This is a genomic window from Gemmobacter aquaticus, assembly GCF_007859075.1.
GTDB lineage: Bacteria > Pseudomonadota > Alphaproteobacteria > Rhodobacterales > Rhodobacteraceae > Gemmobacter > Gemmobacter aquaticus.
The window spans coordinates 14,460-37,484 of sequence record NZ_VOAK01000024.1 but is presented as its reverse complement, the minus strand read 5'-3'; the positions used below and the strand labels follow the sequence as shown (position 1 = coordinate 37,484).

The following is a 23,025-nucleotide window of genomic DNA, read 5'->3' as shown; positions in this document are numbered from 1 at the left end:
GTCACAGCGGTTTGACCATCCTGTGGACGTCATGCCGCCGGTTGCCATAGTCCCGATCGGGGAAGATCTGGTCGGGAACAAAGCCCTCGCGCATCCAGAAGGCGCGACCCTTCTCGTTGGCCCCAAGCGCCGCGATCAGCAGGCGAGTCGCGCCGCGCGCGCGCGCACGCGCCTCGACGTCGCGCAGAAGCCGCGCCCCGTTGCCGCGCCCTCGGGCTGCAGGGTCAAAGATCATCAGCCCGACATAGGCATCCTGCGGTTCAGGGTAGCCGAAGGCGAGATCAACCTTGCCCACAAGTCTCTCGCCCTCGAACATCCCAAGTCGCAGGCTGCTTGCGGGATCGATGCCCGGAGGTGCATCGGTAAAGAACTCGCGTGCCTGCGATCCATCGACCGGCAAGCCGGTTTCCAGATCGACATAGTCGGCGGCCGCGTGAAAAAGCGCCTCGACGGCGGGCAGGTCAGTCATGGGATCAAGCTCACGGATCATCGGATGATCGCCTCCAGCGGGTCATAGAGCAGGCTGCCATCCCATGCTGCATCGGGCAGGCTGTCGGGTTTATACCGAATGCCGGTCATTTCTGCCCGGGTAAAGAAGCGCCGCGCGGTGACGACACCTGCCGGGTCAGCCCAACTGGTGTCCAGGCGCCCGTCCACGATGAAACAGCGAAAGAAGATATCCACCTGATGGAAGGTTCCGTTCGGGTCATGGAATTCGTTGACGAGGCATGGCTCGCCCACAGTCACGACAAGGCCGGTTTCTTCGTGGATCTCGCGGATCAGATTGTCATGCAGCGAGGCGCCGCGATGCATGCCGCCGCCCGGCGCACACCACAGATCCGACAGCCCGTCAGGCCAGGCATTCACCAGTAGCAGGCGGTTCTCGTGCAGGATCAGGCCGCGCACGCCGAGGCGGGGAGAGATGCTTTTCATGCGTCAGAGGGTTGCCGATGGTGGGCGGTTTGTCCATCCTGCGGATCGATGGGGCCTGCGCCTTCATGGAGGTATCGATGTTGAGGGCGTTGCTGATCTGGCTGCTGGGGGCGGGCATCGCGCAGGCTGACTGCGTCGTGCTTCTGCATGGCCTCGCGCGTAGCGAGACCTCGCTTCTGGCAATGGAAAAGGCCCTGCAGGTGCAGGGCTTTCAGGTGGTGAACAACGGATACCCCTCGACATCAGAGCCGATCCGGGTGCTTGCGCCCAAGGTGGGCGAGGCGGTCGCCCAATGTGGCGCGCAGACCGTCCACTTCGTGACCCATTCGATGGGAGGCATTCTTGCGCGGGTCTGGTTGAAGGATCACAAGCCGGAACAGATGGGCCGTGTGGTGATGCTGGCCCCGCCCAACCACGGATCAGAATTGGTCGATGCCTTTGGTCAGATCGGAGCCTTTGAATGGCTGAACGGTCCGGCAGGTATCCAGCTTGGAACCGGTGACGGATCGGTGCCGAATGCGCTGCCGCTGCCGGATTTCGAGCTGGGCGTGATCGCGGGCAACAGGTCGCTCAACCCGGTCTACTCCTCGATCATCGAGGGCAAGGATGATGGCAAGGTCTCGGTCGAGTCGACAAGGGTTGCGGGGATGAAGGCACATCTGACGCTGCCGGTGACGCATACTTTCATGATGCTCAATCCGCAGGTCATCGCGCAGACTGTACTTTTCCTGCGCGAAGGGCGGTTCGACCCCAACATGGGCTATGCCCGCGCGGTCGAGATCGCATTGGGCAAGGCTCCCTGATCGGGTGGCGAGCGGGGCAGGGGGCGCTCGCGCCCCCTCTGGGCCGTGCGGCCCATTCACCCCCTGAGGATATTTGGGAAAAGAAGAAGGGCGGGATCAGCCGCCGAGGTGGCGCTCGCCCCGCCGTTCGGCCAGTTGCATCTGGTGCATGCGTTCGCGAAAGCGTTCGCGGTCGGCGTCGGTATATTCATCGACGCAGCGATGGCACTGAACGCCATCCTCGAATTCGGGTCGCGCGCGATCCTCGGCGCTGAGGGGGCGCCGGCAGGCGTGGCAGGTGCCATAGTCGCCCGGGACAAGGCCATGGCCCACGCTGACGCGCTGGTCGAAAACATAGCACTGTCCTTGCCAGAGACTTTCGGCCTCGGGCACGTCCTCAAGGTATTTCAGGATACCGCCCTTCAGGTGATAGACCTCGGGCACGCCCTGACCCAGCAGATAGTTCGTCGATTTTTCGCAGCGAATGCCGCCCGTGCAGAACATGGCGATGCGCTTGTTGTGGAACCGGTCCTTGTTGGCCTGCCACCACGCGGGAAAATCGCGGAAACTGCGGGTGCCGGGGTCGACCGCGCTGCGGAAGGTGCCGATCTCGACCTCGTAATCATTGCGGGTGTCGATCACTGCCACATCGGGTTCGCTGATCAGCGCGTTCCAGTCCTGCGCCGCGACATAGTGGCCGACGCGGGCGCGCGGGTCGATGTCGGGTTGGCCCATGGTCACGATCTCGCGCTTGAGGCGGACTTTCATGCGACCGAAGGGTTGGGCCTCGGCAAAGCTTTCCTTGTGCTCCAGGTCTGCACAGCCGGGCAGGGCGCGGAGATGTGCGAGCATCGCATCGATCCCGGCTCGGCTGCCGGCGATGGTGCCATTGATCCCCTCGGCGGCGATCAGGAGCGAGCCCTTGATCCCCTGCGCTTCGGCAAGGGCCTGAAGCGGCCCTTTCAGCGTAGCAGGGTCGGGAAAACGGGTGAAGTGATAGAGGGCGGCGATGGTGAACATGGCTTGCATCTGCCCCGATGCCTGTCGCAATGCAAGTGATCCTTGGCATTGACGCATGCGCCCAAGGCCCTTAGCCAGAAGAAAACGGGGGAAAATCATGCGTCCAGCCGATGAAGCCTTGATCGTCGTCGATGTGCAGAACGACTTCTGCCCGGGAGGCGCGCTGGCGGTTGCCGGGGGCGATGCGATCATCCCCGAGATCAATGCGCTGCTACGTCAGTTCGAGGTGCGGGTGCTGACGCAGGACTGGCACCCGGCCGATCACGCGAGCTTTGCCGACAATCACCCTGGGGCTGCGCCGTTCTCGATGACGGAAATGCCCTATGGCCCGCAGGTCCTGTGGCCTGCGCATTGCGTGCAGGGAACAGAGGGCGCTGCGTTTCATCCACGGCTCGACACTGACCGCGGCGATATGGTGATCCGCAAGGGGTTCCGGTCGCAGATCGACAGCTATTCCGCATTCTTCGAGAACGACCGCACCACACCCACCGGGCTCGAGGGTTATCTGCGCACGCGCGGTGTGGGGGCGATCACGCTGGTCGGGCTCGCCACCGATTTCTGTGTCACCTATTCGGCACTTGATGCCGCGCGTCTCGGCTTTCGGGTGGCGGTGAAGATGAGTGCCTGCCGCGCGATCGATCTGGATGGCTCGCTGGCGGATGCCTGTCAGCGGATGATGACGGCGGGCGTCGATCTGATCTGAGTGTCGTGCGAAGGCCCCTGGCCCCTTGGGGCGGGCCTTGCATGGGTGGTTTCGAAGAGGGGAGGCGGCGCTATGGTCGATATCGCGACACGGGTGCACAATCACAACTGGCGGATCGATCCAATCGTCAGGTCGCTGATCGACACCGATTTCTACAAGCTTCTGATGTGTCAGTCGATCTTTCGCAACAAGCCCGACACTTCGGTCACTTTCAGCCTGATCAATCGCACCACTGCGGTCCGTCTGGCCGATCTGATCGACGAGGGCGAACTGCGCGAGCAGCTGGATCATGTCCGCAGCCTCAGCCTGAGCCGTGGTGAGAGCACATGGCTGCGCGGGAACACATTTTACGGCAAGCGCCAGATGTTCCGCCCCGATTTCATGGAGTGGTTCGAGGGTCTGCGCCTGCCGGCCTACCACCTCGAAAAGCGGGACGGTCAGTTTGAACTGACGTTCGAGGGGCGCTGGCCCGAGGTCATGCTGTGGGAAATCCCCGCGCTGACCGTGCTGATGGAGTTGCGCTCGCGCGCGGTTCTGAAGGGCATGGGCAAGTTCGAGCTGCAGGTTCTTTATGCCCGCGCCATGACCCGTCTTTGGGAAAAGATCGAACGTCTGCGCCGGATCGACGGGTTGAAGATCGCTGATTTCGGGACGCGCCGCCGCCATGGGTTCCTTTGGCAGGACTGGTGCGTGCAGGCGATGATGGAAGGCTTGGGCGACGCCTTCATCGGAACCTCGAACTGCAAGATCGCGATGAAGCGCGATATCGAGGCGATCGGCACCAACGCTCATGAACTGCCGATGGTCTATGCAGCACTGGCCGACAGCGATGCCGAACTGGCGGATGCGCCCTATCGCGTTCTTGCGGACTGGCATGAGGAACATGACGGCAATCTGCGTGTCATCCTGCCCGATACCTATGGCACTGAAGGGTTCCTCAAGCGCGCACCCGACTGGCTGTCGAAATGGACCGGTATCCGCATCGACAGTGGTGATCCGGCGCAGGGCGCCGAGATTGCGATCCGCTGGTGGAAAGAGCGGGGCGAGGACCCGTCGAAGAAGCTCGTGATCTTCTCGGACGGGCTTGACGTCGAAATGATCGAAGAGTTGCACGCGCAGTTTGCCGGGCGGGTCAAGGTCTCGTTCGGCTGGGGCACCATGCTGACCAATGACTTCCGCGGGCTGGCCGGGGACCGTCTGGCGCCCTTCAGCCTAGTCTGCAAGGCGGTCAGCGCGAATGGCAGACCGACGGTAAAGCTTTCGGACAACCCCAACAAGGCCATGGGGCCAAAGGCCGAGGTCGAACGCTACAAGCGCGTCTTCGGCGTGGGCGAGCAGCAGGCGCAGGAGGTGGTGGTCTAGGCCCCGCCTGCCATGACATGGCGCGCCCACATCACCGCGCGGGCGATATGGCTGCGATGCACGGGATGATCCAAGGGCAGGCGCGGCGCGACCCAACCGACCGAGGCCAGCACGCGCGCCAGCGTAAAGACCGGCACCATGGCCGCATCAACGGGGCAGAGGCTGGCATAGCCCTCGACCAGGGCGGCTTGCAGGGCCGGGCGGTCGGGTTCGTACAGATCCTGCGAGAGAACCGTGCCCAGATCATACAGGCGATAGCCAAAGCCGCTGTCATCAAAGTCGATCAAGGCAAGGCCTGCGTCCGTCACAAGGATGTTCTCGCGCAGCACATCGGCATGGACGAGGCCGAGGGGGGCCGCATGATCCAGCAGACGTTCCCGCAGAAAGGCGCGGGCGCGGATCAATGTGGCTGCATCCTCTGCCGACAGAAGCGGATGTTCCCAGAACCTTCCCCAGAACGGCGCCTCGCCGACCAGCCCCTCGATGTCCCAACGGGGGCGGCTGAAGTCTTTGGGCAGGACCAGCGTGTCGGTCGTCTGGTGCATCCGCGCCAGCAGCATGCCAAGGGCGCGATGCCGCCCAAGCTGTTCGGTGCGCGATCCGGGCAGGGGGGTGCCTGCCTCACCAAAAGGCCCACCATCGATCCAGCTTACGACCGATGCCCGGCGCCCGGTCGAAAGGGCCGGCAGCAGATTGCCCTGTGTGTCGGGCAGCGGTGCCGGGACTGGCAACCCCCGTGCGGCCATTTCGCTGCACCACCACAACTCTGACCGGATCGCCGCTTCGGTCTGGTAGCCTAGCCGGTGCAGCCGCAGCGCGGCCTTGGAGCCGTCGGGCAGGCGCAGCGCATAGACCGCATTCTCGCGGTTGCGCAGCTCGGCGGTGATGGTGGCATCCCAGTGGTGCGCGGCCTCGGTGGCTTCGTTCATTCGTCGTCCACCTTGCCGCGCAGGGCCTTGACCTCTCCGCGTTGTGTTTTGGCGGCCAGCCGTCGCCGCTGGCTGCCAAGCGTCGGCTTGGTCGCAATACGGCGCTTGGGTGCGATCAGCGCCTGGCGGATCAACTCGACCAGGCGCTCTTCGGCAAGGGCACGGTTGCGGGCCTGACTGCGGGTCTCTTCGGCGCGGATGACGATGGCGCCCTCGGTCGTCCAGCGCCGCCCGGCCAGGCGCTTGAGCCGGGCCTTCACCGCAGGCGTCAGATGGGGGGATCGCTCGGCCTCGAACCGCAGTTCTACAGCCGTTTCAACCTTGTTGACGTTCTGCCCGCCCGGCCCTGACGAGCGCGAAAAGGCCTCGGAGAGTTCCCAGTCGGCGATGGTGATGGTGTCATTGATCCGCAGCATGATGGGCAATCTAGCGAGAATGCCGGGCGCTGTCTTGGGGGGAAGATCGCCCCGGCGTCAGCTATGGACATTGCGATGCTGCACCTGCATCATGGCGATGAAAATTGATTGTCTGGCATGGGCTTCACGGTCCTGTGCCATTTTTGATCCATATCCGGCCCTGCGGGTCGGGGAGGGCAACATCCCCTGCCCGGCGGGCAGCACCCTGTTGAACAAGGAAGTCAGTGCCATGCCGATCAGTCTTGCCGCCGCTGCGCAAACCTACCGCGAGGCCGCGCGCGATGCGGTGCGCCGCCATTCGACCTTCCACCTGGTACAGGCCGCGCTGCTGGTCGTCGCGGGCATCGTCGCCATCGTCTTCCCGGTCTTTTCTTCGGCTGCGGCCGTCGTGGTGTTCGGCTGGCTGCTGATCGCCAGCGGCATCATCCAGGCCATCGGCCTGATCAGCGCACGCCATGCGCCAAACTTCTGGCTGCAGATCATCTCGGCCATCCTTGGCGTGTTGCTGGGCATTCTGCTGTTGCGCAACATCGCGCAGGGGATGCTGCTGCTGTCGCTTCTGCTGATCATCTTCTTCATGATCGAGGGGATGTCGAAGGTTGTCTTCGCATTGACGATCCGTCCCTTGCCCAACTGGCTTTGGGTTTTTGCCAGCGGGGTGCTCTCGGTCGTGCTGTCGCTTGTGCTTTTTGCCGCGATGCCGGTCACTGCGCTGTGGCTGATCGGGCTGATGCTGGGGCTCGACCTCATCGCCATTGGCGCGGCCCTTGGTGCGATGGCGTGGAGGCTTCGCGGGCAAGCGGCGCCCGCCGCCTGATCCCCCCAAGGCGCCCGGCTTCGGGCGCCATTTTCTTGCAATGAATTGACTGAAAGGCGCCGAAATGGCCAGCAGCCCGAAATCGCAGACGCGAAAAACCCTCCCCATCGACCTCGCTTTGCAGGGGGGCGGTTCGCATGGGGCGTTTACCTGGGGCGTTCTGGACCGCATCCTCGAGGAAGACTGGTTCGAGATCGATGGCATTTCCGGCACCTCGGCCGGCGCCATGAACGCGGCAATCCTGGCGGCCGGCATGGCCACCGGCGGGCGGCAGACCGCGCGTGAGATGCTGACCGCCTTCTGGCGCCGGACGGCCGATGCCGCGCGCTTCAGCCCGTTCAAGCGCGGGCCGCTGGAGGTCCTGACGGGCAAATGGACGCTGGACAACTCGCCCGCCTTCATCGCCATGGATCTGATGGCGCGGCTGATCTCGCCCTATTCTCTGGGTGGGGCGGCAGGGAACCCGCTGCGCGACATCCTGACAGACCTGATCGATTTCGACGCGCTGGCGACAGGGCCGGTCAAGCTGTTCATCACGGCAACCAATGTGCACACCGGGCAGGGCAGGGTGTTCCGCAAGCATGAGGTGACGGCCGATGTGCTGCTCGCCTCGGCCTGCCTGCCATCGATGTTCCAGGCCATCGAGATCGACGGCGTGCCCTATTGGGACGGCGGCTATGCGGGCAACCCGACGATGACGCCGCTCGTGCGTGAATGCGAAAGCCTCGATACCGTTCTGGTGCAGATCAACCCGGTCGAGCGGCGCGAGACGCCGCGCACCGCGCGCGAGATCGCAAGCCGCCTGAACGAGATCTCTTTCAACGCCCAGCTTCTGAAAGAGTTGCGGATGATGGCGTTGCTGCGCCGTGTCATTGACCCCGGCAATGGCGAGGCGCGGTACTGGAAAGAGATGCGCCTGCATCGCATCACCTCGGACATCATGGTGGACCTTGGACATTCCTCGAAGCTGAATGCCGAATGGGACTTCCTGAAGATGCTCTTCGATGAAGGGCGCCGCGCCGCCGAGGATTTCGGCCGCACCCATATTCAGGACATCGGGGTGCGATCCACCTTTGACATCGACGCACTGGCGGACGAGCTCTGACATGCTGGGTCTGCTGGGTATTCTGTTGGGCCTTGCCCTGATCATGGTGCTTGCGTTCCGCAGTTGGACAATCCTGCTGCTGGCGCCTTTGGCCGCTGCGGTGGCGGCGCTTTTTTCCGGTCAGCCGATGCTGGCGCACTGGACGCAGACCTTCATGCCTGCGGCGGCGGGGTTTGTGGCGCAGTTCTTTCCGCTGTTCCTGCTGGGCGCATTGTTCGGCAAGCTGATGGACGACAGCGGATCGGTTTCGGCGATCGCCGATTACATGACGCGCCGGCTCGGCCCCTCGCGGGCGATCCTTGCCGTGGTGGCTGCGGGCGCGATGGTCACCTATGGCGGTGTCAGCCTGTTTGTGGCGTTCTTCGTGCTGGCGCCAATGGGGCAGGCGCTGTTCAAGGCGGGAAGCGTGCCGCGCAGGCTGCTTCCGGCGGCACTCGCGCTTGGAACCTCGACCTTCACCATGTCGGCCATGCCGGGAACGCCCGCGATCCAGAACGCCATTCCGATGCCGTTCTTTGGTACCACCCCCTTTGCCGCACCTGGGCTTGGCATCATAGCCAGCATCATCATGGCGGCCATCGGCCTGGGCTGGCTTTCCTTCCGCGAACGTCAGGCCAAGGCGCGGGGCGAAGGCTATGGCGCGGCCGAAAAAGGCACCGCCGTCTCGCGCGAGCTGGCCAGCACCGCACGCGAGTTTGACCCTGCCGAGATCAGCCGCGCCGGATCCTGGGGCGGGCGGCCACCGATCGGCTTGGCCATTCTGCCGCTGGTTCTGGTTGTCGTGGTCAACCTGATCCTGACGCAGTTCGTGCTGCCCAGCATGGATTTCGATTTCCTCTCGCAGCCCGCATGGGGTGAAACCACCCTGTCGGCTGTCGGCGGGGTCTGGTCGGTGGCGCTTGCGCTTCTGGTCGCCTGCATCGTGCTGGTTGCCATGAACCGGCGCCGCTTTCGCAATTTGCGCGAAAGCATCGACTCGGGCGCGACGGCCGCAGTACTTCCGATCATGAGCGTGGCAAGCCTTGTGGGTTTCGGCGCGGTCGTGGCGGCCCTGCCTGCGTTCGAGATGGTGCGGGACTGGGTTCTGGGCATCGGAGGCGGGCCGCTCGTGTCGCTGGCGGTCGCGACGAACATCCTTGCCGCGCTGACCGGATCGGCTTCGGGCGGGATGACCATTGCGCTGCAGGCCCTTGGGCCCACCTTCATGCAGATCGCGTCAGACACAGGGCTGGACCCTGCGCTGATGCACCGGGTGGCCGTGATCGCCTCGGGTACGCTGGACAGCTTGCCGCATAATGGCGCGGTGGTCACGATGCTTGCGGTCTGTGGCTGCACGCATCGCGAAAGCTATCTGGACATCGTCATGGCCGCCATTGTCAGCGCGCTTGTTGCCCTTGTGGCGGTGATCGTGCTTGGCACAGCCTTCGGTTCCTTCTAACCCGGTAGGGACAGAGCTTCGGGATCGTCATGACACAGCCCACGCCGACCGCCGCACCACCGGCCCTCTTGAACATCACGCTGGGCGTCATGCTGGCGCTGATGCTGGGGTGGTTCTTCCACATCGCCTCGGGCGTTCTGGTGCCAATGGTGCTGGGGCTGATGATCTCTTATGTGGTCATGGCGGTGGCGCGGCTGACAGGCACCATTCCATGGATCGGGGCGCGGCTGTCACCGGGGGTAAGGCTCGCCGTCGCGGCGGTGCTGATCTGCTACGGTCTGGTGCAACTGGTGACGTTGCTTGCCGCCAATCTGGCTGCCTTTGCCAGTTCTGCGCCCGAGTATCAGACGCGGCTGCTTTCCGCAGTTCAGACCCTTGCAAACATGGCGGGCTTTCAGGGCGACCTGACCTGGGAAACACTGCGCAGTGACCTCTTTGGCCAGATCAACCTGCAGTCCGCACTGCGCAGCGGCGTGGCTTCCTCCGCCGCCCTGCTGGGGGGATTGATCTTCGTTCTGCTGAACGTCGTATTCATGCTGCTGGAGCGGGGCAGCTTTGATGCCAAGCTCGACAAGATGGTTCCCGATGGCGAGGGCTCGGTCCGGCTGCGCAAGGTGATCGAGGACATCAACGGGCGCGTCGGGCGCTATCTGGTGGTCAAGACGCTGATCAACATTGCGCTTGGTGTCCTGTGCTATGGCATCATGCTGGCCTATGGGCTTGAGTTTGCTGTCCTCTGGGCCATCGTGATCGCGCTGGTGAACTATATCCCCTATATCGGATCGTTCATCGGGGTGGCCGTGCCGGGGGTCATCGCCCTTGGCCAGTTCGGCCTGACGGATGAGGTGATCACGCTGATCCTGTTTCTGTCTGCCGCACAGTTCCTGATCGGCAACGTGCTTGAGCCGCAGGTCATGGGCACGTCGATGGACCTCAGCCCCTATGCCGTGCTGATAAGCCTGACGGTCTGGACGGCATTGTGGGGCATTGCAGGCGCCATTGCCGCCATTCCGATCACCGCTGTCATGGTGATCGTGCTGTCGGAATTCGACACCACGCGGCCCATTGCCATTCTTCTGTCACGAAGCGGCGGCCAGACCGGCCGCTAGGCCGTCAAGCGGCGCGCAGAAGCGTGGCCATGCGCAGCACGCAGAGTACGTAGCCCTGCACGCCGAATCCCGCGATCACACCATCGGCGCGACCCGAGACATAGGAGTGATGGCGGAATGCCTCACGCTTGTGGACATTGGAGATGTGACACTCCAGCACAGGGCCATCGAAGGCGTTCAACGCATCGAGGATCGCGACCGAGGTGTGCGTGAAGGCTCCGGGGTTGATGATGATCCCTGAGGCTTCGTCACGCGCCTGATGGATCGTATCAATGATCACGCCTTCGTGGTTCGACTGGAACAGGCGGATCGAAAGCCCGTGATCCGCTGCGGCGGCGGCGCAATTGCGCTCCACATCCTCCAGCGTGTCGCGGCCATAGATCTCGGGCTGGCGTTTGCCCAGCAGGTTCAGGTTGGGGCCGTTCAGGATGAAGATGGGCTTGGGCATTCTGTCCTCTATCTTGACGCGGGCGGCGCGGCACCGGTCCCGCGACAGCTATCCAGAGGCTGTCCTACATCACATTGGTCCGATACGTCCACGACGGAAGCGCGAAGCATCCGAACAGGGCCGCGGCGAGGGTGTCTGCCGCGGCCCGTGCTCTGCAATCAGGCAAAGAGGAAGTCGTCAGCCCCGAGGTCGCGCGGACGCACGCCGGCCAGGGCAATGCTGTCCCCGTTGCCCAGCGAGATCACGGTGAAGCCGATGGAGCCCGAGATGCGACCCGAGATGTCATCAAAGCTATCGTAGGTCGTGCCCGACAGGTCGATGCGATCCTCGCCCACCTCGAAATCCGAGATCAGGTCGCGGCCGTCGCCGGTTGCAAAGACAAAGCGGTCACGCCCGTCGCCGCCCGTCAGGAAATCACCCCCGGCGCCACCGATCAGCACATCGGCGCCCTTGCCACCGAACACGAAGTCCCGTGACGCGCCCCCGTCAAGCCGGTCAGCGCCCAGTCCGCCAAAAAGCTTGTCCGAGCCCGCCTCACCCAGCACAAGATCGCTGCCCGCGCCCGCGCCGACGACGTCATCCCCGCCATTTGCGGCAATCAGATCCCGCCCCTTGCCGGTGAACAGCACGTTCGCCTCATCGGATGCAATCACCAGTTCAGCCCCGTCTGCACCGCCGAAGGTCGGCAGGTCAGTGGGCAGCAGGACACCGTTGATCACATGGACGATACCATTCGCGGCCTGAATGTCGGTCGCAATGATCCCCGGGTTTGCAAGGTCAGGTTCGGCATCGACCAGACGGGTTCCGTTCACACCGAGAGCAGGCCCAAGCAGCGTTTCGATGCTGTCGGATGCAAGAACCTGCGATGCCTGAAGCGACTCGGGCGCGACATGATAGGTCAGGATCGATTGCAGCAGCGGGATCGGATCGCCACCTCCCGACAGCAAGGTGAGCGCATCGACGATGTAGGCAAAGGCGTCACCCTCGCCGCTGCCCTCAAACCCAAGGGTCTTTGCAAGCTTGATGAAGGCGGCATCGTTCGGGGCAAAGACAGTGAGGTCCGCCTCAGGATCGTCAAGCGCTCCAGCCAGCCCGGCCGCCGTCACCGCCTGCAAGAGCAGGTCAAAGTCGCGACCATTGCTGTCAAACTCGCCGCTCGCCGCAACGATGTCCGTGATCGTGGGGGCGTCATTTCCGGGCAGGTCGATCGGCAGAAGGACGCGGTCAATCGCATGGATCACGCCGTTCGTCGCGATGATGTCGGTCTGAACCAACGAGGGATCGATCAGGTCGGGCTCGGCATCGACAAGCGTGGGCAAATCCGTCCCGATGTTGACGCCAGCGAGCGTCGGGATGCTTTCCAGCGCAGCCACTTCGTTCGCCGTCAGCGCCCCGGCGCTGACATGATACAGGATCACCGTCTTCAGCGTTTCGGCAGGCACCGCCGTTGTCAGGAAGGACACGACGGCATCCTCGTCAGATGGATTGCCGTGGAAGCCAAGGTCGACGGCAAGTTGGCCAAAGGCTGCATCCGTCGGGGCAAAGACAGTCAGTTCGGCAGAATGGGACGAGAGCGTCGCAATCAGATTGGACCCTGGTATCGCCGTATCCACATAGCTCAGCGCCTGAACGAGGATCGAGAACCGGTCGTCGCCACTGGCGATCGCGGCAATGCTGGGCATGGCAAGTCTCCCTGGCAATGGGGTAGCCGGCGTCGCCAGCCTTCAGGCTGCGACCGGCTCCATGATGGTTGATGTTGGTGGAATGCAAGGGTCGCGTGCTTGCGGCCCCGGAAAGGGAACCGGCAGGCGTGAAGCCTGCCGGTTGATCGTCACATCGGGGGCAGGATCACTGCGTCGATAACGTGGATGACGCCGTTGGTCGTCTCGATGTCGGCGGTCGAGACGGCTGCGCCGTTGACCTTGGCGCCGCCGTCAAGCGTGATCGTCACCTCGCCACCCTGAACGGTCTTGGCCTTCATGCCTTCGGTCAGGTCGCCCGACATGACCTTGCCGGGAACCACATGATAGGTCAGGATCGAGACGAGCTTGTCCTTGTTTTCGGGCTTGAGCAGGTCTTCGACGGTGCCAGCCGGCAAGGCGGCAAAGGCAGCGTCAGTCGGGGCAAAGACGGTGAACGGCCCTTCGCCCTTCAGCGTCTCGACAAGGTCTGCGGCCTGCACGGCTGCGACGAGCGTGGTGAAGTTCCCCGCGCCGACAGCGGTATCGACAATGTCCTTGTCAGCTGCAAAGGCCGGTGCCGAGAGGAAGGTGGTAGCAGCGGCAAACGCAAGGAATGTTCTGCGGATCATTGTTCTCTCCCATTCAGTGATGCCGTGTTTGGCGAATGGGATAGCTTTGGGAACGCACTTCGGATCACCCTCAAATTTCCGCGTCGGGGGCTTGTCAGGTTGCCGCGGCGCGCTAAGCCGCGACCTTTCCGGATTTCCAGTCAAGATTCCGTGAAGCACCGATACCAATCGTGATCGCCCGGCCCGCGATTTCGCGGTTCAGGCGGTCGCAAGGCGACGCGCGGCAAGCCAGCTTGCCAAGGCCATGATCCCGGCCGTGGCAAGGCAAAGCGGCAGCCCGCCCAGTTGGTAGCTGAGACCGGAGAGAAGCGTTCCGATCAGCCGCCCGGCCGCATTGGCCATGTAGTAAAAGCCTACGTCGCGGGTAATCCGCTCGGCTGATCCGTATGCAAGGATCAGGTAGGAATGGACGGAGGAGTTGACGGCGAAGACAAAGCCGAAGGCGAGAAGCCCCAGGATCAGGGTTGCGGTCAGCCAGCCCGATGGTCCGCCCGCAACCCAGGCTGCCGCCGCCAGCAGGAAGGGGATCGGGACCAGCAGCCCCGACCAGGTGATAGCCCGGCGCGTAGTTTCTGCCTCGGGCTGGCCCTTCCCGCCCAGAATGCGCGGCGCGAAGGCCTGAACCGCCCCATAGGCGATGATCCAGAGCGCGAGGAAACCGCCGATCAGGAAGAAGGCCTCGCGACGCCCCTCGGCAGTGCCGTCAGACAGGACCGATTGGAAATAGACCGGCACGCCCACCACGAACCAGACATCGCGCGCACCGAACAAGAACATCCGGGCCAGCGACAGCCGGTTCACGCGCCTGTCCTTCGACCGCCAGCCGCCCCATGCTTCGTCCGATTTCATCCGCCCCGGCAGGCCCGCGGGCAGAAACAGCACGACCGCCATCAGGATGACCGACAGCACGGCGGCCATTCCCCAGACGGCGGCATCAAATCCGGCAAGGCCGAGCAGCGCCGCGCCCAGAAAGAAGCCAAGACCCTTGACCGCGTTCTTTGACCCGGTCAGCACCGCGACCCAGCGGAAGAGCCCCCCATCCTCGCGCGGGGCGAGCAGCTTGACGGCTGATTTCGATGACATCTTGGCCAGATCCTTGGCTACCCCCGAGACGCCCTGCACAGCCATGACAAAAGCGACAGAGGCGGCAACACCCCAGCCGGGATCAAGCTGTGCCAGTGCCAGCAGAGCGCCGATCTGCAGCGCAAGTCCGCCGTAAAGCGTCGCGGCCAATCCAAAGCGCGCGGCCAGCCATCCGGCGGCGAGGTTGGTCACGATTCCGGCGATCTCATAAAGCAGGAACAGCCACGCCAGTTGCACCGGCGTGAAGCCCAGCGAATTGAAGTGCAAAAGCACCAGCATCCGCAGTGCGCCATCAGACAGCATGAAAGCCCAATAGGCGGCGGTCACGGCGGCATAGGCACGCAGCGGATTGGCCTCGGGGACGGTCTCGCTCACATCGACACCGCAACCATCCGCGCGATGTCCGCCAGCCGGCAGGCATAGCCCCATTCGTTGTCATACCAGGCGTAGATCTTCACCTGGGTGCCGTTGATCACCATGGTCGATTGCGCATCCACAATCGACGAGCGGGGATCGTTGGTGAAGTCCGAAGACACCAGCGCCCGCGTCTCATAGCCCAGAATGCCGTTCAGCGGCCCCGCAGCCGCCGCGGCAAAGAGGGCGTTCACCTCTTCGGCCGTGGTCGACCGCTCGACCTCGAACACGCAATCGGTCAGCGAGGCGTTGAGGAGTGGCACCCGCACGGCATGACCGTTCAGGCGGCCCTTGAGCTCGGGATAGATAAGCGTGATGGCGGTCGCGGACCCGGTTGTCGTCGGGATCAGGTTCATCAGGGCGGACCGCGCACGGCGCATATCCTTGGCCGGGCGATCCACGATGGTTTGCGTATTGGTCACATCATGGATCGTGGTGATCGATCCGTGGCGAATGCCCAACGATTCATGGATGACCTTGACCACCGGGGCGAGACAGTTCGTCGTGCAGGACGCGGCTGTGATCAGGGTCTGCGTGCCATCGTAGAGGTGATGGTTCACCCCATAGACGAGGTTCAGCGCGCCACCGTCCTTGACCGGCGCGCTGACCACGACCTTCTTCACCCCCGCAGTGTAATAGGGCGCCACCTTGGCGGCGGTCTTGAACACGCCGGTGCAGTCGATCACCAGATCGACACCCAGTTCAGCGAGCGGCAGAGCCTCGATCGACTTTTCATGCGTCAGGCGGATGGTCTGGCCGTTCAGCACCAGCGCATCCGCTGTGTGATCGACTGGTGTCCGCCAGCGTCCGTGGACCGAGTCGAACTCCATCAGCAGGGCATGCTGCTCGGCATCGCCGACGGGGTCGTTCAGCAAGACGATCTCGCCACCTGCGCCGGTGTCGATCAGGTCGCGCAAGGCAAGCTTTCCGATGCGGCCAAGGCCGTTCAGGGCAATGCGGGTCATCAGGTTCAGCCTTTCTCGGCGGTCAGGGCATCAAGGCCAATTGCATCGACGCGGGTCTGCAGGGCCATCCGGGACAGGCTGTCGAAGGGAAGTTCGACAAATGCCGCAATCCTGCGGCGCAGCGCGGCATAGGTCTGGGCAAAGACGAGCGCCTTTTCCGCATCCGTCCCCGTGGCCTTCACCGGGTCGGGCAGGCCCCAATGGCCGGTGATCGGCTGGCCCGGCCAGGGTGGGCATTCCTCGGCCGCTGCGGTGTCGCAGACGGTGAAGACAAAATCCATGCTGGCCGAGCCGGGTTGCTGGAATTCAGAGATGTGCTTTGAACGCAGACCCGCGATGTCATGGCCATTGCGCTGCAGGATCTCCAGCGCAAAGGGGTTCAACTCGGTGTTCGGGCGCGTCCCGGCAGAAAAGGCGCGGAACTTGCCGCGCCCCAGATCGCGCAGAAGCGCTTCGGCAAAGATCGACCGGGCGGAGTTGCCCGAACAGATGAAGAGCACATTGAAATCGGTGGCAGGCATGTCGGTGTCCTTGTCCGGGATCAACAGAGGGGCAATCAGGTCAGGCCGCGCGCGCCCGACGTTCAGGGCGAGATAGCCGATCAGCTGCTCGGCCATCTCCAGATTGACGGCGTAGAAGAGCGAGCGGCCCTGCCGTTCGACCTCGACCAGTCCCGAGGATGTGAGGTCGGCAAGGTGGTGGGACAGGGTATTGGCCTTCAGCCCAAGCGCCTCGGCGATCTCGGTCGGGCGTACGCCCTGTGGTGCAAAGCGCATCAGCAGGCGAAATACGGCCAACCGGCCGGGATGGCCGAGCGTGGCAAAGGCGTGGGTTGCGCGGTTTATTTCCATATTTCCTGAATGAAGGAATTAAATGGAATGATCCAGTGAAACTTTCATGACAGTTCGATGGCGTCGCCTTTGGTGTCGCGGTCGTTCGCTGGGGCAATGCGCTCGGGCCGTCGCGAGCGCGACGCCTGCGCTGCACACTACGCTGCTTCGACGTCCCTTCAGGTCCTGGTTGGCTTTTGTTGTCTGTGAGTCACCGAGACACCGTTGCCTGTTGTTGGCTCCGCCCCTAGGGTGAGTGGAGATTAAGAAGACTTGCGGGCATGGGGAAAAGATGACCGATATTGCTGCAGGGGTGAATCCGAAGCTGACGGATCACCTGCCGTTCTTCATTCCGGGGGCGGACGGATCAGACGGGCTGATGACCTTTACGGCCTTTCTTGTCGTGGGCATGGTCTTCACGGTGGGCATTCTCTATCTGAAGCTCCACGCGCTGCCCGAGCATATGGCGGGCCATACGCGCAAGCTGCAGATGGACATTGTGGCGGTGCTGGCACTTATCGCGCTCTTCACCCATCAGCACATCTTCTGGATCGCGGCGCTGCTTCTGGCGATGATTGACCTGCCGGACTTCGGCACGCCGCTGAAGTCGATTGCCGACTCGCTTGAAAAGATGGCGGGCGCTGAAAAGATGGTGGGGCCGAAATCGGATGATCCCGATACGCCGCCTGACGATGACGGTACCGAGCAAACCAGTGCCGCCCAGACCGAAGAGGCGCGCCATGCTTGAGCTTCTGCTGTGTTCGGCCTTCACCATCCTGCCGGATTTCCTGTATCGCCGCTATGCCCAGGGGCGCAGGTTCGGGCGCGAGATCACCTTCTTTACCGTCTGGTATGAGCTGCGCTACGGCATCGTAGGCTGCGTGATCCTGACTATCTCGTTGATTACGCTGGTTTTCTTTTTTCATCCGGCCTCGACGGCGGTCACCTCGTTTTTCCGTACCGTTCCGATCTTGCCTGAGGCATCGGGCCGCGTGGCCGAGGTCTATGTCGGCGTGCGCGACAAGGTGAAGGCGGGTCAGCCGATCTTCCGGCTGGATTCCTCGGCCCAGGAGGCGGCGGTGGAAACCGCACGCCGCCGCGTGGCAGAGGTGGAGGCCTCGATCCAGGCGGCCGAGGCCACGCTCGATGCGGCCGAGGGTAATCTGGCGCAGGCACAGGGTGCGCTTGAGCAGGCGATCGAGGAATATGAAACGCGTGCGGAACTCAAGCGCCGCAACCCGGATGCCATTGCCGACCGTGATGTGGAAAAGCTGCAGATCACGGTCGACACCCGGCAGGGCGCTGTCGATGCAGCGCGCGCCAACGTCGACAGTGTGAATGCCTCGATCCGTGTGCAGTTGCCGGCACAGAAGGCCAGCGCCGAGGCGCAACTGAGAGAGGCCGAAATCGCGCTTTCCAAGACCACGATCAGCGCCTCGGTCGATGGCCAGCTGGAACAGTTCGCGCTGCGTCCGGGCGACATCGTGAACCCGTTCATGCGGCCCGCAGGCATCCTGATCCCGGAAAAGGCCGGTCGCGTGGCCCTGCAGGCCGGGTTCGGCCAGACCGAAAGCCAGGTGATCCGCCCCGGCATGGTGGCCGAGGTGATCTGCCCCTCGGTCATCTTTACCGTGCTGCCCGGCGTGGTGACCGAGGTGCAGTCGGTCATCGCCTCCGGGCAAATGCGACCGACAGATCAACTGGTCGATGCCGCGCAGGTTCCCCCCAACGGCACCCTGACGGTCTATATCGAGCCGCTCTACGCTGGTGGATTTGACAGCCTGCGCCCCGGCGCAAACTGCATCGCAAACCTCTACACCAGCAATCACGCAAAGCTCGAAGATCCCAACCTCGGAACCTTCCAACGGATCGGCCTGCACGTCGTCGACACCGTCGGATTCGTCCACGCCCTCATCCTGCGCATGCAGGCCATCATCATGCCCGTCAAAACGCTCGTCCTGCAGGGCGGGCATTGAGAGAGAAATGAGAGGGGGTCAGCGCATGTCGGCGAACCAGCCGATCGCCTGGGTAAGCATGTCTGGCGGGATGGATCCCGGGGTCACGGTGAAACGCGCCATCCGGCCGATCAATTCCTCTTTCCGGGCAAGCCGTTCGACCGCGTGATAATAGGGCCGTTCGGCATAGTCGTCGAACAGCACGGTGGTCGGACGACGGGCACGCAACAGCACTGCGACAAGGCAAGAGGCGCGGAACCGGCCGTCGATCAGTACAAGATCGGGCTCCTCAAAATCCGGGCGGTCCCAGACTGATAGCGCGTAGCGATGATACTGGGCGAAACGGTCGATCGTGTTGGGTTTGCCCCAGGCACCTGTCGGACCGATGTCGACGTAATGCAGCTTTGCCCTGTCGGCGAAAGGCGCCAGATGGCCAGCGAGACGCTCGCTCCAGGCCTTGTCGCTTTCGACGCTGATCACGCGGGTCCCCAGGCTTGCCGCAAGCATTGTGGAGCCGCCGCTGCCGTATTCGAGGATGAACTTTGCCTGCGGATAGACCGCTCGGATGAACCGGGCCTCGGCTGGCGGAAAGGTAAGCCTTGGTGCCGGATCGCCCGTCGGTTCATCCTCGGTCACGATACTCGCCGCAGGCTCAGGGGCGCGTGCGACCGCGAGCCCTGACATGATCTGCTGCATCAGCCGCCCGGCATGTTCGACGGCCGCGGCGACACCGGGCAGGCCGTGAAGGCGCGCCATCTCCTCGGTCACCGCATCCTGCCAGTGGAGGATGGAGCGATCTTCTTCGTCGTTGCGGTCGTTCAGCGCGAAGAAGTCGTCGGTGTGGCGCGGGATGACCTTGCCCACAGCGCCCGGAACCCATCCACGCCCGCGGGCCTGCTTGAGTGCAAAGCTCGTGCGGGTGCGCACCAGATAGTGGTTGATCTGTGCAAGCGCCCATCCGGTTTCATGGCGTGAGGTCGAATGAAAGCGGCCCGAGTCCGCTCCGCCCAGCCAGCGCTGATGTTCCTGCCCCGGTGCGCGCGCGCTCTTGCCCTTGCCGGTCAGAATATCCGAAAGACCGATCGCGTTGCCGGGTTTGAGCAGGGGGCGATGGATTCCCTCCACGGCAAAGCCCGCGACCCCTTCGGTCAAGCGGAACAACGATTTGATGTGCTTATGCTGCCGGAACTCGCGCGGGGCGGCCCCGGTGAAATCGGGGCTTACAAACCGACCCGGAAAGTCGTCGTTCCCGCTTGTTCCAAAGATGCGCCAATTGACGAAGATGCAGGATCTTCCACCCGCCGCTGCAATCAGGGCGTCAACCGTCCGATCCCCGCAATGGACATTCAGGAACTCATCTGCGTCAAGCCACAGATACCAGTCCCCCGCACGATAGCCGACCTCTTGCGTGAAGGCCCTTGATGCCTCGCCCTGCGGGGACTGGTTGGGGGCAGGGCGTCGGCGCAGATGCCGGATTTCCCCTTGTTCGGCCAAGGTCGCCAGAATCTCTTCGGTTCCGTCATTTGACGGGTTGGAGCAGATGACGATTTCGTCAAAGCCGATGGCCTTGTGATAAGCGATCCACTCCACAAGAAAGGGGGCTTCGTTCTTCATGGCCGAGAACAGGATCTTGCGCCCGTTCCGCGCGCCAGAGTCCTGTGACGAGGTGGCTGGTCGATCCATCTGCGCGGCGCACTTTTACCTTCAGAACAAGCCTAGGCCTTATCCAAGAACGCATGTGTTGCCAAGTGTCTTGGCCTGCCGAACCAGATCGCGCTGCGGTGCCCGAGTGCCCAGAAGGGGGATGGTCTGGCGGGCCGATGACTGCCAAGACAATCGGCTGTAATCGCTCTGCAAATCCCGCTAGGCTCTGCGACAGTCAATCTGGAGGGCATAGATGGAACTTCTGGCACGGGCGACCGCATTGGTCGGTGGCGCTGTTGCGTTGATGCGGCGCATGGGTTCGCCCGCCCATCAGGCCGTGGGCGCCCAGCCCGTGATCCCCGAGGCGCGCAAGCAGGGGATCATGACGCTGAAAATGCCGGTGGCGAAGGGTTGGGTGGATGGGCATCTGCCGACCTGTGCGGCGGGTCTCAAGGTCAATGCCTTTGCGACCGGGCTCGATCATCCGCGCTGGATCGAGGTGCTGCCGAACGGTGATGTGCTGATCGCGGAATCGAAGGAACAACCGGCTGCGCCCAAGACCCTGATGGATCATGCCGCGCAAGCGACGATGCGGCGCGTCAAGGCCATCGGCCAAAGCGCCAACCGCGTCACACTGCTGCGGGACGCCGATGGCGATGGCACGGCCGAGATCCGCAAGGTCTTTGTCGAAAACCAGAACCAGCCCTTCGGCATGGCACTGGTCGGCAACCGGTTCTATCTGGGCAACACGGACGGCATACGCGTGTTCGACTACACACCGGACGCGACTTCGATCTCTGGCCCCGGTGACAAGCTGGTTGACTTCAAGCCGCATGGGCACTGGACCCGCAGCCTGATCGTGTCGCCGGATGGCACACGGATCTATGCCGGGGTCGGGTCGCTGTCGAACATCGGCGATCACGGTATGGAGGCCGAAGAGGGCCGCGCCGCGATCTGGGAGCTGGATCTTGCGACCGGACAGGCCCGCATCTTTGCCTCTGGCCTGCGCAATGCCGTTGGCATGGCATGGGAGCCAGCGACGCAGACGCTATGGACCGTGGTGAACGAGCGTGACGGGCTGGGAGATGAGACGCCGCCGGATTACCTGACCTCGGTGCGGGACGGCGGCTTTTACGGTTGGCCCTATTGCTACTGGGGCAAGACGGTGGACGATCGTGTGCCGCAAGATCCGGCCCTGGTGGCAAAGGCGATCACGCCGGACTATGCGCTTGGCGGCCATACCGCATCGCTGGGTCTGTGCTGGATGCCCGAAGGCACCTTGCCGGGATTTGGCTCAGGCATGGTGATCGGCCAGCACGGTTCCTGGAACCGCTCAAAGCTTAGCGGCTACCGGCTGATCTTTGTGCCTTTCGCAGATGGCGCACCGAGCGGTCCTCCGCGCGATATCCTGAGCGGCTTTCTCTCCGACGACGAAAAGCTGGCCTATGGCCGTCCTGTCGGGGTGACGATTGGGCCTGATCAGAAGTCGCTTCTGATGGCTGATGACGTGGGCGATGTCATCTGGCGCGTCACCGGGGCCTGAGCGCGGTCCTGCAAGATCGGCCACGTCCCCCGCCAAGGCGCGGCGGGCGTGGCCTTCATCGTCAGGGTGCTTCAGGACGTGCGGTTATCGGGTTGGGCCCTGACTGCCCTGCGACCGATCCCCGAGATCCAGTAGGGGCTGGAATTGCGCGATTCAATCAGCCTTGCCAGTTGCGTCAAGGAAGCAACGTGCCAGCCCACCTCCTTGGATTTGGGGTCAGCTTCCCCGTCGCATGCGCTGACGGAACGCGCCCGGACTTTCGCCGAAGCGCTGTTCAAAGGCTTCGTAAAACCGCGAGGACGATCCGAAACCCGCACCGAAGACGATCTCGGCGACTGTGCGGTCTGTCGAGATCAAGAGCGAACGGGCCGTGTCCAGGCGATGTCGCGTGATCGCCTGATTGATCGTATGGCCGACAGTGCGACGAAACAGGCCCATGGCATAGTTCGGATGCAGCGTGGTGGCAGCTGCCACATCCTCGGCTGAAATCGGATCATGGGCGCGCTCTGCGATGAAGCGCAACATGCGCTCTACATGATCGATGCGCGCGGCATCCTGCGGGGCGATCGCCGGAATTGCCGAGGCGTCGGCGCGCAGATCATGCCAGCCGTCACGCTGGATGCGCAGCACCCGCGCCGTCAACTCGTTCCGGACGATATCGGTCAGGGCCGCGTCGTTCGACAGAAGTTCCTCGCGCCAGCGCAGAAAGATGTCGCGGTCCCAGGGTGTCAGATGCGTGGCCTCGATCACTGCGCCACGAAACACCGCATCGCGAAAGGGCGAAAGTGCGGGCAGCCCCAGAAACACCGACATCGGCACATAGAGGCAGACAAATCGCGTCGCGTGCTGCACCTCGATCACCTGATGTGGGACCATGCCCCAGAACAGGCACAACCGCCCGGCATCGACGGTGAGCTCGCGCCCGTCGAACCAGTAGGTCATCGCGCCCTCAAGCACGAAGTTCAGCTCGATCTGGCTGTGCATATGTGGCCCCGGCATCCGCCGCACCTCGACCGACTCGCCTGCGCAAAAACGGTGGTCGCCAAAGACCACCAGCGGATGGCGTGGGTCATAGTCCGGGTGGGCAGGGACAGATTCGTCCTGCTTGGGCGGAAAACTGGCGTGCGTCGTCGAGGTCACCTTAGAATCCCGGAAGGTTTCTTTGTTTGAACGGTAGAACCTGCCTGATTTCCTGTCATCCTCTTTCGCAGTCGGCAT

At 63.3% G+C, this 23,025-nt stretch carries 23 protein-coding genes; 10 read left to right on the top strand and 13 right to left on the bottom strand.

Annotation, left to right across the window (positions count from 1 at the left end; all coding sequences use genetic code 11):
• Position 1 precedes the first annotated feature (1 nt).
• Together FQU74_RS15960 and FQU74_RS15955 are read right to left on the bottom strand one after the other, a co-directional pair.
• A complete protein-coding gene (locus FQU74_RS15960) occupies positions 2 to 490 on the bottom strand; it encodes a GNAT family N-acetyltransferase (protein WP_146287479.1) in 489 nt (162 codons plus the stop codon).
• Entirely contained in the window at positions 487 to 933 is a 447-nt protein-coding gene (locus tag FQU74_RS15955; RefSeq protein ID WP_146287478.1) for an NUDIX domain-containing protein, read from the bottom strand. Before FQU74_RS15955 ends, FQU74_RS15960 begins: the two co-directional genes overlap by 4 nt.
• A 77-nt stretch (positions 934 to 1,010) precedes the next feature.
• Here FQU74_RS15955 and FQU74_RS15950 point away from each other — a divergent pair, with 77 nt between their 5' ends.
• The gene (locus tag FQU74_RS15950) at positions 1,011 to 1,736 is read left to right on the top strand and encodes a lipase family protein (RefSeq protein WP_146287648.1); all 726 of its coding nucleotides are present in this window, start codon (positions 1,011 to 1,013) and stop codon (positions 1,734 to 1,736) included.
• 96 nt (positions 1,737 to 1,832) lie between these two features.
• On the opposite strand, the gene trhO is transcribed toward FQU74_RS15950, so the two are convergent.
• On the bottom strand, positions 1,833 to 2,735 hold the full coding sequence (trhO, locus tag FQU74_RS15945; RefSeq protein WP_146287477.1) for an oxygen-dependent tRNA uridine(34) hydroxylase TrhO: 903 nt from the start codon (positions 2,733 to 2,735) through the stop codon (positions 1,833 to 1,835).
• A gap of 97 nt (positions 2,736 to 2,832) precedes the next feature.
• Here trhO and pncA point away from each other — a divergent pair, with 97 nt between their 5' ends.
• Together pncA and pncB are read left to right on the top strand one after the other, a co-directional pair.
• A complete protein-coding gene (gene pncA / locus FQU74_RS15940; RefSeq protein WP_146287476.1) occupies positions 2,833 to 3,438 on the top strand; it encodes a bifunctional nicotinamidase/pyrazinamidase in 606 nt (201 codons plus the stop codon).
• Between the two features lie 72 nt (positions 3,439 to 3,510).
• Complete coding sequence (gene pncB, locus FQU74_RS15935; protein ID WP_146287475.1) at positions 3,511 to 4,800, top strand: nicotinate phosphoribosyltransferase; 1,290 nt, start codon at positions 3,511 to 3,513, stop codon at positions 4,798 to 4,800.
• Here the strand turns inward: pncB and FQU74_RS15930 are convergent.
• Both FQU74_RS15930 and arfB read right to left on the bottom strand, forming a co-directional pair.
• Positions 4,797 to 5,729: a phosphotransferase enzyme family protein gene (locus FQU74_RS15930; RefSeq protein ID WP_146287474.1), complete on the bottom strand. Its 933-nt coding sequence runs from the start codon at positions 5,727 to 5,729 to the stop codon at positions 4,797 to 4,799. The two genes, pncB and FQU74_RS15930, sit on opposite strands and share 4 nt — an antisense overlap.
• Positions 5,726 to 6,145 (bottom strand): alternative ribosome rescue aminoacyl-tRNA hydrolase ArfB, encoded by a 420-nt coding sequence (gene arfB, locus FQU74_RS15925; RefSeq protein WP_146287473.1) that lies wholly within the window; start codon positions 6,143 to 6,145, stop codon positions 5,726 to 5,728. Before arfB ends, FQU74_RS15930 begins: the two co-directional genes overlap by 4 nt.
• A gap of 229 nt (positions 6,146 to 6,374) precedes the next feature.
• Here arfB and FQU74_RS15920 point away from each other — a divergent pair, with 229 nt between their 5' ends.
• The 4 genes from FQU74_RS15920 (at position 6,375) to FQU74_RS15905 (ending at position 10,614) form a co-directional block, all read left to right on the top strand.
• The gene (locus FQU74_RS15920) at positions 6,375 to 6,962 is read left to right on the top strand and encodes an HdeD family acid-resistance protein (RefSeq protein ID WP_146287472.1); all 588 of its coding nucleotides are present in this window, start codon (positions 6,375 to 6,377) and stop codon (positions 6,960 to 6,962) included.
• 64 nt (positions 6,963 to 7,026) lie between these two features.
• On the top strand, positions 7,027 to 8,067 hold the full coding sequence (locus tag FQU74_RS15915) for a patatin-like phospholipase family protein (RefSeq protein ID WP_146287471.1): 1,041 nt from the start codon (positions 7,027 to 7,029) through the stop codon (positions 8,065 to 8,067).
• Between the two features lies 1 nt (position 8,068).
• Entirely contained in the window at positions 8,069 to 9,505 is a 1,437-nt protein-coding gene (locus tag FQU74_RS15910; RefSeq protein WP_146287470.1) for a GntP family permease, read from the top strand.
• A 29-nt stretch (positions 9,506 to 9,534) separates the two neighbouring features.
• Positions 9,535 to 10,614: an AI-2E family transporter gene (locus FQU74_RS15905; RefSeq protein WP_146287469.1), complete on the top strand. Its 1,080-nt coding sequence runs from the start codon at positions 9,535 to 9,537 to the stop codon at positions 10,612 to 10,614.
• A 4-nt stretch (positions 10,615 to 10,618) separates the two neighbouring features.
• On the opposite strand, the gene aroQ is transcribed toward FQU74_RS15905, so the two are convergent.
• From aroQ to FQU74_RS15875, 6 genes are all read right to left on the bottom strand, one after another.
• A complete protein-coding gene (gene aroQ, locus FQU74_RS15900) occupies positions 10,619 to 11,062 on the bottom strand; it encodes a type II 3-dehydroquinate dehydratase (protein WP_146287468.1) in 444 nt (147 codons plus the stop codon).
• A gap of 158 nt (positions 11,063 to 11,220) precedes the next feature.
• Positions 11,221 to 12,744 (bottom strand): fasciclin domain-containing protein, encoded by a 1,524-nt coding sequence (locus tag FQU74_RS15895; RefSeq protein WP_146287467.1) that lies wholly within the window; start codon positions 12,742 to 12,744, stop codon positions 11,221 to 11,223.
• A 149-nt stretch (positions 12,745 to 12,893) separates the two neighbouring features.
• Entirely contained in the window at positions 12,894 to 13,373 is a 480-nt protein-coding gene (locus tag FQU74_RS15890) for a fasciclin domain-containing protein (RefSeq protein WP_146287466.1), read from the bottom strand.
• A gap of 198 nt (positions 13,374 to 13,571) precedes the next feature.
• A complete protein-coding gene (gene arsJ / locus FQU74_RS15885) occupies positions 13,572 to 14,831 on the bottom strand; it encodes an organoarsenical effux MFS transporter ArsJ (protein ID WP_268236788.1) in 1,260 nt (419 codons plus the stop codon).
• Entirely contained in the window at positions 14,828 to 15,835 is a 1,008-nt protein-coding gene (locus FQU74_RS15880; protein WP_146287464.1) for an ArsJ-associated glyceraldehyde-3-phosphate dehydrogenase, read from the bottom strand. Before FQU74_RS15880 ends, arsJ begins: the two co-directional genes overlap by 4 nt.
• Positions 15,836 to 15,840: 5 nt before the next feature.
• Positions 15,841 to 16,686: a metalloregulator ArsR/SmtB family transcription factor gene (locus FQU74_RS15875; protein ID WP_146287463.1), complete on the bottom strand. Its 846-nt coding sequence runs from the start codon at positions 16,684 to 16,686 to the stop codon at positions 15,841 to 15,843.
• Between the two features lie 271 nt (positions 16,687 to 16,957).
• On the opposite strand from FQU74_RS15875, the gene FQU74_RS15870 reads away from it, so the two are divergent.
• Both FQU74_RS15870 and FQU74_RS15865 read left to right on the top strand, forming a co-directional pair.
• Positions 16,958 to 17,413, top strand: a complete 456-nt coding sequence (locus tag FQU74_RS15870; protein WP_146287462.1) for a hypothetical protein — start codon at positions 16,958 to 16,960, stop codon at positions 17,411 to 17,413.
• A complete protein-coding gene (locus tag FQU74_RS15865) occupies positions 17,406 to 18,641 on the top strand; it encodes an HlyD family secretion protein (RefSeq protein ID WP_146287461.1) in 1,236 nt (411 codons plus the stop codon). Before FQU74_RS15870 ends, FQU74_RS15865 begins: the two co-directional genes overlap by 8 nt.
• 18 nt (positions 18,642 to 18,659) lie before the next feature.
• Here the strand turns inward: FQU74_RS15865 and FQU74_RS19760 are convergent, their stop codons facing one another.
• Entirely contained in the window at positions 18,660 to 20,303 is a 1,644-nt protein-coding gene (locus FQU74_RS19760) for a glycosyltransferase family 2 protein (protein ID WP_146287460.1), read from the bottom strand.
• Between the two features lie 214 nt (positions 20,304 to 20,517).
• Between FQU74_RS19760 and FQU74_RS15855 the strand changes: the two genes are divergently transcribed.
• On the top strand, positions 20,518 to 21,807 hold the full coding sequence (locus FQU74_RS15855; RefSeq protein WP_146287459.1) for a PQQ-dependent sugar dehydrogenase: 1,290 nt from the start codon (positions 20,518 to 20,520) through the stop codon (positions 21,805 to 21,807).
• A 216-nt stretch (positions 21,808 to 22,023) separates the two neighbouring features.
• Here FQU74_RS15855 and FQU74_RS15845 read toward each other — a convergent pair whose 3' ends face one another.
• A complete protein-coding gene (locus tag FQU74_RS15845; protein WP_206665044.1) occupies positions 22,024 to 22,947 on the bottom strand; it encodes a helix-turn-helix domain-containing protein in 924 nt (307 codons plus the stop codon).
• Between the last annotated feature and the right edge of the window lie 78 nt (positions 22,948 to 23,025).